This is a genomic window from Actinokineospora sp., from assembly GCF_050699995.1.
GTDB lineage: Bacteria > Actinomycetota > Actinomycetes > Mycobacteriales > Pseudonocardiaceae > Actinokineospora.
The window spans coordinates 16,462-27,737 of the sequence record NZ_JBOHGC010000421.1 but is presented as its reverse complement, the minus strand read 5'-3'; the positions used below and the strand labels follow the sequence as shown (position 1 = coordinate 27,737).

At 69.9% G+C, this 11,276-nt stretch carries 12 protein-coding genes and 1 pseudogene; 3 read left to right on the top strand and 10 right to left on the bottom strand.

Annotated elements, in window-relative coordinates; genetic code table 11:
- The first annotated feature begins 188 nt into the window (after positions 1–188).
- Positions 189–1,910 (top strand): NAD+ synthase, encoded by a 1,722-nt coding sequence (locus tag ACRDSQ_RS20815; RefSeq protein ID WP_431423370.1) that lies wholly within the window; start codon positions 189–191, stop codon positions 1,908–1,910.
- A gap of 202 nt (positions 1,911–2,112) precedes the next feature.
- Complete coding sequence (gene panB / locus ACRDSQ_RS20810) at positions 2,113–2,988, top strand: 3-methyl-2-oxobutanoate hydroxymethyltransferase (protein ID WP_431423369.1); 876 nt, start codon at positions 2,113–2,115, stop codon at positions 2,986–2,988.
- 79 nt (positions 2,989–3,067) lie between these two features.
- Here the strand turns inward: panB and ACRDSQ_RS20805 are convergent.
- Positions 3,068–3,755, bottom strand: a pseudogene (locus ACRDSQ_RS20805) (glutathione S-transferase C-terminal domain-containing protein).
- Positions 3,756–3,789: 34 nt separating this feature from the next.
- On the opposite strand from ACRDSQ_RS20805, the gene pip reads away from it, so the two are divergent.
- Positions 3,790–4,740, top strand: coding sequence for a prolyl aminopeptidase (pip, locus tag ACRDSQ_RS20800; protein ID WP_431423368.1), 951 nt, complete (start codon positions 3,790–3,792; stop codon positions 4,738–4,740).
- A 4-nt stretch (positions 4,741–4,744) separates the two neighbouring features.
- On the opposite strand, the gene ACRDSQ_RS20795 is transcribed toward pip, so the two are convergent.
- The 9 genes from ACRDSQ_RS20795 to ACRDSQ_RS20755 all read right to left on the bottom strand — a co-directional run bounded on the left by ACRDSQ_RS20795 (position 4,745) and on the right by ACRDSQ_RS20755 (position 11,275).
- Complete coding sequence (locus ACRDSQ_RS20795) at positions 4,745–5,356, bottom strand: TetR/AcrR family transcriptional regulator (RefSeq protein WP_431423366.1); 612 nt, start codon at positions 5,354–5,356, stop codon at positions 4,745–4,747.
- Complete coding sequence (locus ACRDSQ_RS20790) at positions 5,353–5,946, bottom strand: type 1 glutamine amidotransferase domain-containing protein (RefSeq protein WP_431423364.1); 594 nt, start codon at positions 5,944–5,946, stop codon at positions 5,353–5,355. The genes ACRDSQ_RS20795 and ACRDSQ_RS20790 overlap by 4 nt, the downstream gene beginning before the upstream one ends.
- 40 nt (positions 5,947–5,986) lie before the next feature.
- On the bottom strand, positions 5,987–6,751 hold the full coding sequence (locus ACRDSQ_RS20785) for a helical backbone metal receptor (RefSeq protein ID WP_431423374.1): 765 nt from the start codon (positions 6,749–6,751) through the stop codon (positions 5,987–5,989).
- A complete protein-coding gene (npdG, locus tag ACRDSQ_RS20780; protein ID WP_431423362.1) occupies positions 6,751–7,419 on the bottom strand; it encodes an NADPH-dependent F420 reductase in 669 nt (222 codons plus the stop codon). Before npdG ends, ACRDSQ_RS20785 begins: the two co-directional genes overlap by 1 nt.
- Complete coding sequence (locus tag ACRDSQ_RS20775; protein WP_431423372.1) at positions 7,416–8,825, bottom strand: RNB domain-containing ribonuclease; 1,410 nt, start codon at positions 8,823–8,825, stop codon at positions 7,416–7,418. Before ACRDSQ_RS20775 ends, npdG begins: the two co-directional genes overlap by 4 nt.
- 46 nt (positions 8,826–8,871) lie before the next feature.
- Positions 8,872–9,075, bottom strand: coding sequence for a hypothetical protein (locus ACRDSQ_RS20770; RefSeq protein WP_431423361.1), 204 nt, complete (start codon positions 9,073–9,075; stop codon positions 8,872–8,874).
- Between the two features lie 8 nt (positions 9,076–9,083).
- Positions 9,084–9,566, bottom strand: a complete 483-nt coding sequence (locus ACRDSQ_RS20765) for a hypothetical protein (protein WP_431423359.1) — start codon at positions 9,564–9,566, stop codon at positions 9,084–9,086.
- Between the two features lie 87 nt (positions 9,567–9,653).
- A complete protein-coding gene (locus ACRDSQ_RS20760; protein WP_431423358.1) occupies positions 9,654–10,658 on the bottom strand; it encodes a C40 family peptidase in 1,005 nt (334 codons plus the stop codon).
- Positions 10,658–11,275, bottom strand: coding sequence for a hypothetical protein (locus tag ACRDSQ_RS20755; RefSeq protein WP_431423357.1), 618 nt, complete (start codon positions 11,273–11,275; stop codon positions 10,658–10,660). The genes ACRDSQ_RS20760 and ACRDSQ_RS20755 overlap by 1 nt, the downstream gene beginning before the upstream one ends.
- Position 11,276: the final 1 nt, after the last annotated feature.

The window sequence follows — 11,276 nt, the reverse complement described above, 5'->3', positions numbered from 1 at the left end:
CTCCAAATACCAAGCCAGAGGCCCGATCATCGACCGGACCAGCTACAAAGCCACCCTGACCATCGACATCCTCGCCCCACCAAAGATCTTGACAGCGACGACAAAAACTTAACTACACGGCCTTGGGGCTAGTCTGACTCCCGTCACATTTTCGCCTCAGGGGCGAAAACATGGTGGAGGATGACGGTATGCCGCAGCTTCGGATCGCATTGGCCCAGGTCAACCCCACTGTGGGCGATCTGGCGGGCAACGCCGCCACGGTCGTCGAGTGGACTCGCAAGGCTGTGGAGGCCGGGGCGCACCTGGTGGTGTTCCCCGAGATGGTGCTGACCGGGTATCCGGTCGAGGACCTCGCGATGCGCGCGTCCTTCGGGCACGCGTCGCGGGCCGCGCTCGACTCTCTGGCGGTCGCGCTGGCCGAGGCGGGCTGCGGCGACATCCCGGTGTGGGCCGGGTACCTCGACCTTGACGACGTCGGCCCGCGCAACGCCGCGGCCGTGTTGCACGGTGGTGCGGTGGTGGCGCGGCAGTACAAGCACCACCTGCCCAACTTCGGCGTGTTCGACGAGCGCCGCTACTTCATGCCCGGCCAGAACCTGGACATCGTGAAGGTCCGCGGGCTGGAGATCGGCATGGCGATCTGCGAGGACATCTGGCAGGAGGGCGGACCCATCGCCGGGCTCGGCCGGGCCGGGGTCGACCTCGTGGTGTCGCCGAACGCCTCCCCGTATGAACGCGACAAGGACGACATCCGGTTGCCGCTGGTGGCCCGCCGTGCCCGCGAGGCAGGCGCGCCGCTGGTCTACGTGAACCAGGTGGGCGGGCAGGACGACCTCGTCTTCGACGGCGACTCGATGGTCGTCGGCGTCGACGGCACCCTGTTGGCGCGCGCGCCGCAGTTCGTCGAGCACCTGATGGTCATCGACCTGGACATCCCCGGCGGCGCGACCCGCACGGACGCCGAGGTGGTCGACACCTTCACCGTCCGCCGCGTGACGGTGTCACCGGACCCCGTGCCCGGCTACGAGCCGCAGCACTCCCCCGGCGTCGCGGAGCCGCTGCCCGACGAGGCCGAGGTGTGGGCGGCGCTGGTCACGGGCCTGCGGGACTACGCGCAGAAGAACGGCTTCCGCTCGGTCGTGATGGGCCTGTCGGGCGGCATCGACTCGGCGGTGTGCGCCGCGCTGTCAGTGGACGCGCTCGGGGCGGACGCGGTGTACGGGGTATCGATGCCGTCGGTGTACTCCTCGGACCACTCCCGCTCGGACGCGGCGGACCTGGCCGAACGCACCGGCCTGCACTACTCGGAACAGCCGATCGCCGGGATGGTCGAGCAGTTCGTCGGGCAACTGGGCCTGACGGGTCTGGCCGAGGAGAACGTCCAGGCCCGCTGCCGCGGCGTCACGCTGATGGGCCTGTCGAACCAACACGGCCACCTGGTCCTGGCGACGGGCAACAAGACGGAACTGGCGGTCGGCTACTCCACGATCTACGGCGACGCGGTCGGCGGCTTCGCCCCGATCAAGGACGTCCCGAAGACCTTGGTGTGGGAACTGGCCAAGTGGCGCAACGCCGAAGCCGAGAAGCGCGGCGAAGTCCCGCCGATCCCCGAGAACTCGATCGTCAAGCCCCCGTCGGCGGAACTGCGCCCCGGCCAGATGGACAGCGACTCCCTCCCGGACTACGACCTCCTCGACGACGTCCTGGACGACTACATCGAGGGCGACCGCGGCTACGACGACCTGATCAAGGCGGGCTTCGAGCCTGAGCTCATCGACCGGGTCCTGCGGATGGTCGACCGGGCCGAGTACAAGCGGCGCCAGTACCCACCGGGCACGAAGATCAGCTTCAAGGCCTTCGGCCGCGACCGCCGCCTCCCGATCACCAGCGCTTGGCGAGAGGGTTCCTGATCAGGACGTGCGTGGACTCGGGAGTTCACCGGCGGGACTGGTTTACCGGCCCGCCGAGTCGGTGTTGTTTCCGTCTCCTGTGACCCTCGTCCCACCGAGTCGCTTGTCAATCGGCGGACTGTCACGCTTTACCTGTAAGCCATCCGCAATTACCCGGGGACCTGCGACGACGCGGGCTTCGAGGGAAGGACGGTCGACAGCGATGTCCGCTGAGAAGAACTCCGCCGAAGTAGCCGCTCCCTATGGGACGGGTGCCGCCGCAGCGCAAGGCGCGAAGCATGCCAAGCGGGTCCGGATCCACCACCTGCAGGAGCTCAAGGAGCGCGGCGAACCGTGGCCGATGCTCACCGCATACGACATGTACACGGCCGAACTGTTCGACGAGGCCGGGATCCCCGTGCTCCTTGTCGGCGACTCGGCCTCGAACAACGTCTATGGGTACGAGACGTCGCTGCCGGTGACGGTCGACGAGCTGATTCCGCTGGTGGCGGCCGTGACACGGTCGGCGAAGCGGGCTCTTGTGGTCGCCGACCTGCCGTTCGGCTCCTACCAGATCTCCCCTGAGCAGGCGCTGGCCACGGCCATCCGCTTCATGAAGGAAGGCCGCGCCCACGCGGTGAAACTCGAGGGCGGCAAGGCGTTCGCGCCGCACGTGCGGGCCATCACCAACGCGGGCATCCCGGTCATGGGCCACATCGGCTTCACCCCCCAGAGCGAACACAACCTGGGCGGCTACCGAGTCCAGGGCCGAGGCGACGCGGGCGACAACGTCCTGGCCGACGCGGTGGCGCTGCAGGAGGCCGGGGCGTTCGCCGTGGTCATGGAGATGGTGCCCGCCGATGTGGCCAAGAAGGTCACCCACGAACTCCACATCCCCACCGTGGGCATCGGCGCGGGCCCGGACTGCGACGCGCAGGTCTTGGTCTGGCAGGACATGGCGGGCATGCGAAGGGCGAAGGCCCCGAGGTTCGTCAAGCGCTACGCGGATGTGGCGGGAGTCCTTCTGAACGCCGCCGAACAGTTCGCGGCGGACGTGCGAGGCCGAGAGTTCCCCGCACCGGAACACGCCTTCCACTAACAGATTTCAAGCCCGGCCGTGTGGCTGAACGCCATGCGGCCGGGCTTGGTCCACCCCGAAAAAAACAGGCACCCCCTGATCAACTCCAGTGATCACGCCCGGGTGGCAACAACCAGGCAGCGGCATCCGGCCCCACCGGAACAACCCCCGTCGGGTTGATCTTCGGATGGGTCCCGTAGTAATGCCGCTTGATGTGATCGAAGTCGACCGTCGACCCAAACCCCGGCGTCTGAAAAAGATCCCGCGCATACGCCCACAGCACCGGCATCTCAGACAGCTTCTCGCGATTGCACTTGAAGTGCCCGTGATAGACCGCGTCAAAGCGAACCAGCGTGGTGAACAAGCGAATGTCCACCTCAGTGATCTGATCCCCCACCAGATACCGCGACCGCTCCAGCCGCGAAGACAGCCGATCAAGCTCCTCGAACAACGCTGAGTACGCCACCTCGTAAGCCGCCTGCCCGGTGGCGAACCCCGCCTTGTACACACCGTTGTTGACGTCGTGGAAGATCGGCTCGATCAACGAGTCGATCTCCGAACGCAACGCCGACGGATACAGGTCAGGCGCCCCAGGGGCGTGGAACTCCCGCCACGATGACCGCCCGGTGCGCCCACGGACACGCCAGGCTCACGATCAGCCGGTACCGCCCGGGCTCCGGCCGCCTGCCCGACGAGCCGTCCGCGGTGATCCGCTCGGTGAACCGGTTGGGCTGCCGAACGAACTCTCCGCGGGACGAAGTCTCCTTGCCGAATTGTGCGATCGCCATGTCGACGACCCTAGGCGTAGTGCAGCATGGGTGCATGGACGTCCTGTATCCCGGTATCGAGCCGCACGAGCACGGAACGCTCGACGTCGGCGACGGGCACCGCGTGTACTGGGAGGTCAGCGGCAACCCCGACGGCAAGCCGGTGGTGGTCCTCCACGGCGGGCCGGGTGCGGGCACCAACCCGGTCCAGCGCAGGCACTTCGACCCGAGCGCCTACCGGATCGTCCTGTTCGACCAGCGCGGGTCCGGGCGCAGCACCCCGCATGTGAGTGAGCCGGACGCCGACCTGTCGGCCAACACGACGTGGCATCTGGTCGCGGACATGGAGCGGCTGCGCGAACACCTGGGCATCGAGCGCTGGCAGCTGTTCGGCGGCTCCTGGGGTGCGACGCTCGCCGTGGCGTACGCCGAAACCCATCCCGGGCGGGTCAGCGAGATCATTCTGCGCGGGGTCTTCCTGTTGCGGCCCAGCGAGTTGGACTGGCTGTACCGGGGTGGCGCCTGCGCGCTGTTCCCCGAGGCGTGGGCCGAGTTCGCCGCGTTGGTCCCGACCGGCGCGGACCCGCTCAACACCTACCGGGACCTGGTGTTCGGCGAAGACGAGGAACTGCGCACCCGCGCGGCACTGGCGTGGAGCAACTGGGAGGGCGCGACGGTTTCACTGGCCCCGAACCCGGCCCTGACCGCCCAGTACGCGGCACCGTCGTTCGCCGTGCCGTTCGCCCGGCTCGCGTTGCACTACTTCACCCAGGGCGGCTGGCTCGATGACGACCAGCTGATCCGCGACGCGGGCATGCTGGCGGGCATCCCGGGTCGGATCATCCAGGGCCGCTACGACATCGTGTGCCCGCCGGTGACGGCATGGCAGCTGCGCCAGGTGTGGCCGGACTCGCTGCTGACCTTGCCCACCGCGGGCCACGCCGTCAGCGATCCCGGTGTCCTGCAAGCACTTCGTGAAGCCACCGACGAGTTCCGGACCGGCTGAGGTCTCACACCACGCGGGTGACGTGGTCGCGGTAGGCGTCGGCGAGCTGGTCGAGCCTGCCTTCGCCCAGCGCCAGCGGGACACCGTAGAAGCCCGTCAGCAGTGCGGTGACCGCCGCCGGGACATCGGCCAGGCCTGCCACCCTCAGGTGGTGCTCGAACAGGTCGGCCTGCGGGGTCACCGCGATCTCCAAGGCCGCCGGATCGCCGAAGGCCAGCAGCCGCTCGGCGGCCGAGATCTCCTGGGGCGCGCAGAGACCGCCGCCGCGCGCGATCTCCGCGGTGATCTCGAACCACATCCTCGGTCCATCCACAATGGACTTCGCGGTCTCGTCGAAGAACCGCAGCAGGAACTCGCGTCCCTCCCCCGCCACCGCCGAGGCGAGCAGCATTCTGATGCGCCACAAGCAGATGTGATAGCCGAGCAGGTCGGCCTTGTTCGGGAAGTGGCTGAAGAACGTCGGCTCCGAGACCTCGACCGCCGCCGCCAACTCCTTGACCGACACCTCGGCGAACGGCGTCTTCTCGATCCGGTCCACCAGGTGCGACCACAGCCCCACCCGCACGCGGGCGCGTTTGCGCTCGCGCAGCGGGAGGGCGGCCAACAGGTCGGTCATCGCAGTGCCCGCACCACCAGGTCGGCGAGAGCGCCGGACGACTGCGGGTTCTGGCCGGTCAGGAGCTTGCCGTCCTGACGCACCGAACTGGTGAACGGGTCGCCCGCCTCGACGTTGGCGCCCAACTCGACCATCTTGCGCGCCAAGGAGAACGGGATGATCGCGGCGGCGCCCGCGGCCGTCTCCTCGCTGTCGCTGAACACGGTCACAACCTTGCCGTCGACCAGTTCGGGGACGTTGAGCAGGCCCGCGGAGCCGTGGCAGACCGCGGCCACCACGTCGGTGTTGCGCAGCACCTCGGCGAGGGCCGGGTTGTCCGGGAAGTCGGCCATCGCGCCATGGCCGCCGACCAGCAAGACCGCGTCGTAAGCGGTGGGGTCCACCTCGGCGAGCGCGAGGGTGTCCCTCGGGCCGCCCGACCCGCTCGCCGGATCGATCGGCGGAGTACCGCCGAGGACGGAGGCCACGTCGACTGTGAAGCCCGCAGCGTGGAAAGCGTGGAGCGGGACGGTGAACTCCTCCAGCCAGACACCTGTCGGGTGTCCGCCGAGCGAAGCGGCAGAGGTCAGCACAAGCAGCACGTTGGTCATAACGCGAGCCTACGCAATTTCTTGGGTATGCACAAGTTTTTCAGCAGACCTTGGCTATCTCCGCGCTCAGGGACTCGCGAGCGGCCACCAGAGACGGGCCGCACCAGGTCAGGTATCGGCCGTTGACCAGCACGGATCGCTTGTCCGGGAATGCCTCCGGCCCGTCGGTGGCGGTGAACTTGTACGGCTCGTCGGGCAGCACGGCCAACTCGGCGGAGGTGGCGTTCAGCTCGGCCAGCGTCGGACGCGGGTAGCGGTCGGCATGGTTCGCATAGGCGTTGGCGACACCGAGCCGGAGCAGCATGTCGCCCGCGAACGTGTCGCGACCGACGACGACCCACGGCTTGCGCCAGACCGGGACCACCGCGGTCGCGCGCACCGGCTCCACGTGGTGCCACGCCGCCTCGGCGGCAGGCAGCCAGTCCGGTTCGGACAGCCCAAGGCCCTGGGTGAGTAGCCTGCGGATCGACGCCAGGCCCACCGGAACTGTGTCGGCCGCCCGGGTCACCCACACCGCGACACCGTCAGCACGCAGCCGTTCGACGTCCTCGGGCCGGTTCTCCTCCGAGTTGGCGATCACCAGGTCCGGCCGCAGGTCGAGCACGGCGTCGACGGTCGGGTACTTCGACCCGCCCACCCTCGGCACGTCCAACGTGGGCGGATGCGTGCAGTAGTCCGTCGCTCCGATGAGCAAACCGGGCGCGGACGTCTCGACCGCCTCGGTCAGCGACGGCACGAGACTGACCACCCGCGACGGGGTCCCGGTCAGCGGGACCGGCTCGCCGAGGTCGTCGAAATGCACGATCACAGGTCCGTGACGCGGATACCCGCGTGCGCCTTGTAGCGCTTGTTGATGGCGATCAGGTTGGCGGTGAAGGCTTCCACCTGATGCGCGTTGCGCAGCCTGCCGCCGTAGACGCCGCGCATGCCCGGGATGGCGTCGGCCAGCGCGCGCACCGTGTCGGTGGCCTCGCGGTCGTCGCCCAGCACGAGCACGTCGATGTCCACTTCGGACACGCCGAGGTCGGCGAGCAGCACCGCGGAGACATGGTGGAACGCCGCGGTCACCCGCGACTCCGCAAGCACCAGCGCGGCCTGCTGCGCGGCGCTGCCCTCCTCGACCGGCAGGGCGAACGGGCCCTGCTTGTCGAAGCCGAGCGGGTTCACGCAGTCGATGACGATCTTCTGCGCGAGTTCCAAGCGCAGCGACTCCAGCAGGTCGCGGTGCCCGTCCCAGGGCACGGCGACCAGGACGACGTCGGCCGCGGCGGCGCACGCGGCGTTGTCCAGCCCGGTGATCGCGTCCACGCCCGCGAGGTCCCGCAGTTCGGCGGCGGCGGCCTCAGCCCGCTCCGCGGAACGGGAGCCGAGCACGACGCTGATGCCGGCGCGCGCCCAGCGCAGCGCCAGGCCCCGGCCCTGCGGCCCGGTCCCGCCCAGCACCCCGACCTTGAGCTGACTGACCTCGGTCACGCGTCCTCCACCCGTTCGAACTCGACCCTGCGCTCAGCCACCACGGCCGCCGTCAGCCGGACCCGGATGGTCTCGCCTTCGGGCAGCCCCTCCCCCGGACACCGGTCCAGCACCGGCGGCTCGGGGATGAAGATCTCCGCGGAGTTGGTGTCGCTGCGCAGCACCACCGCGTCGAACACGTGGCCGACCCGGTCGCTGAGCACCCACGCCTCGACCTGGTCGAGGCAGGCGCGGTCGACCTTGCTCGCGAGGCTGTCGGAGCCCTCCATGAGCGCGGGCAGCGCGGGCAGCGCCTCGCGCACCCAGGCGGGCACTTCCTCGCCCGCGCAGACCGCGAGGCAGATCTCGGTGCCGAACCGGTCGACCAGCCTGCGCAGCGGCGCGGTGACATGGGCGTACGACGCGGCGATACCCGCGTGCGTGCTCAGCCCGGGGGTCTGGCCGTCGAAGACGGTGTAGCCCGCGCCGCGCAGCAGCCGGGTGGCGTCCATGAACAGGGCCAGCGCGTCGGGCCGCGACGGGTCGAGGTCGGCGAGCAGTTCGGCGGCGGAGCGGTCCTCCGGCCAGTCGATGCCCAGGTTCTTCGCGGAACGGCGCAGCCAGGTGATCGCGTTGTCGTCCGGGTCGGGCAGTGTGCGCAGGACACCGACGCCGGCGTCGAGCATGATCTTGGCCGCGGACATGCCGGTGAGCAGCGAGATCTCCGCGTTCCAGGCGTCGACCTGGGTGCGCGGGCGCAGCACAAGCCGCCAGCCGCCCGCGCCGTCGGGCTCGACTTCCTGCTCAGGCAGCTGCAACTCGACCGCGCCGCGCTTCACGGCGTGCTCGCGGCGCAGCTTGCCCAGCTCGGGAAGCGCGGCGATGGACGGGTGCGGGTCGCCCGCGTCGATGGCCGCCTGCACGGTCTCGTAGTCGAACTGGGCGACGGACTTGATCCACGCGCGCCGGATGGTGGCCGAAGTCGGCTCGCCGTCGGCGCCGAGTTCGATCGTCCACAGGGCGGCCGGGCTGACCTGGTCGGGCAGCAGGCTCGCCATGCCCTCGGACAGCACGGTCGGGTGGAGCGGGACGTTGCCGTCGGGCAGGTACATGGTCTGCCCGCGTTTGCGGACCTCGGTGTCGAGGGCGCCGCCGGGCACGACGAACGCGCCGAGGTCGGCGATGGCGTAGTGCAGCCGGAAGCCGTCACCGACCCGCTCGACGAACATCGCCTGGTCGAGGTCCTTGGCGCCGGGCGGATCGATGGTCACCAGGGGCAGCGCGGTCGCGTCGGCCCGGTCGCCTCTCGGCCCGTCGGACACCGCTCGCTCCGCCTCGGCCAGCGCCGCGGCCGGGAACTGCGTCGGCAGACTGAAATCCGCGCGCACCCGCCCGAAGTCGACCTCGGCGCCGTCCGTCCCGATCACCCGCGAGTTCACCCCCGCACCCTACCCACTCGGGTGGGTGGGCGGGTTAGTCGTCCTCGCCGGACCAGGCGCGATCGGCCTTGTCGGCGGCTTCGGTGCGTTCGCGGGCGATCTGCAGGGCGCGCTCGGCGGTGGCGCGGTCGGGGTAGGGGCCGAGCCGGTCGATGGCGCGGCCGACCTCGCCGTGCTCGACCTGTCCGGTGCGGGTGTTGTAGTACCAGCCGGGGTCCGGGTTCGGGTCAGTGGTCATGGGTCCAGCTAACCCCAGTGCGGGCCCTGTTGCACCGGGAAACCACGCGGCGGAGTGTCCTGGTTCGCGTTGAGGTGCTGGCTCGGAATCGGGTCCAGGCAGGAGACCAGCACCTCGTGCCGCTCCGGGTCCTCGATCCGCTTGCCGTTGCGCTCCCGGTACACCAGTTCGCCGTCGACGTCGATCTCCACCAGGCAGCCGACCTCGGCCAGCTGCTCCTCGTCGAGGTCGACCAGCCGCTCCCGGCGCGACGGCACGACGCGGTACTCCGGCCAGCTCAGGTGCGCGTACACCTGGTGGAACTCGTGCAGCAGGTGCGACATCGCCTGCTGCCACGGCAGCGGCATGCCCTCGGCGAGCCCGCGCGGCAGCACCGCGTAGCCCTCGCTGACCCCGGGCCTGGGCGCGGAGTTGAGGAAGTCGCGGATCGGGGTGCACGACGCGGGTGGGCCCGCGTGGCGGGGAAGCGGATCGGGCGCGTACATGCTCATGCGGCCACCTCACAGGTTCGGTGGCTCCAGTCGCGAAGGCACTGTGACATTGATTCGCTCGCAAGCTCGCTCATGTCGACTTCTCTCTCAGACCCCCGGCCGGACGGCTTGGGCCATCAGACCGCCTTCGGTGAACTTGAACGGCCGAATGTGCACGGGCACACCGTTCTGCTGCGCCTCGACGATCCGGCCGTCGCCCATGTACATGGCGACGTGGTGGATCGTGCGGGGGTCGCTCCGGTCGTAGGCCCAGAACACCAGGTCGCCGGGCTGCGCCTGCTCGACCGGCAGCATCGCCCCCGCCCAGTACTGCTCGCGGGAGGTGCGCGGGAGCGTGATCCCGGAGGACCGGTAGGCCTGCAGCATCAGGCTTGAGCAGTCGAACGAGTTCTGGTGCGTGGTCAGCGCGCCCCACTGGTACGGCTTGCCCTGCTGGCCGAGCGCCCAGTTGATCGCCGCCCCGGCCGCCGCGGTCGGCGCGGGGAGCAGGTTGCCGACGCCCTGGCCGCAGCCGGTGGCGTTGACGACCTCGCCCAGCGTGCCGATGAGGTGCGCGGCCATCGCCTCCCACCGGTGGTACCGGTCGGGGAACGCGGAGCGCTCGACGTCCTGCGCGGACTCCCCTGGGCGCTGGTTCTCCCAGTCGTCGACGTTGAGCAGGACGTCGTAGAACTTGTTGACCGCGTACGTCGGGTCGGTGACCTGGGCGGGCGAACCCCACCCCATCGACGGGCGCATCTGGAAGATGCCCAGGGAATCGCGGTCGCCGTAGTTCAGGCTGCGCAGGCCCGACTCGGTCATCCCGGCCTGAATCGCGACCTGCCAGGCGCGGGGGGCCAGGTTGCGCTGCTTGCCGATCGCGATGATCAGTGCGACCGTGCCGCGCTGATCATCGGTGAGTCGCGCCGCGTCGGCCCCGCCCGAGCCCGCCGGCCCGGTCGTCGCCGGGCCCAGCGTGGCGTTGCACGACACCGTGGCCACGCGCATCGCGTCGGCCATCTGGTCTTTCTGCACGACGGTGAGTACGCCCGCCGTGATGGCGACGACTAGTCCGCCCGCCGCGAGCGCGCCGATCATCACTGTCGCCCGCATCAGCCCACCCGCTTGTGTTCCGAGACCCGCCAGCCCTTGTCGGTCTTGATGACCGTGATGTGCAACGTTCCGTTGTCGGTGGGCACCTCGACTTCGACGGCGCCCACGGACGAGTTCTTGACCTCGGCCCGGCCGGTGACCGCGTTCGCGGGCACGTTCGCCGGCTCCACCGTGGTGAGCTTCCCGAGCAGGTATTCCTCGGTGGTGTGCGGGCGCAGCCGGTCGATCCACCGCTCGGTGGTGGTGCCCGCGGGGTGGAACACCCAGGCCTCCGCCCACGCGATGGCGGTGTCGAGCGCCTCCGGGGCCGCGGGGGCCGAGGACGGCTGCTGGGTCGGCGACGGCAGCCGCGTCGGCAGCGACGTCGGCGCCGAGGTGACACCGGGCTGCGGGGGCCGGCCCAGGTAGGTGGTGGCCGAACCAGGACGGCCTGACGTGGTGGACGCGGAGGCGGGAAGGCCATTCTTGCCCGCCAACTTCGGGATGACGATGCCCAGCCCGGTGATCAGCACCGCCGCGATCACCGCGGTCATCGCGAGGTGCTTGGGCGAGCGCATCGGCCAGCCCCAGAGTTTTCGGTAGACCGCGGCACGGCCGCGGTTGGTGCGGATCGGCATC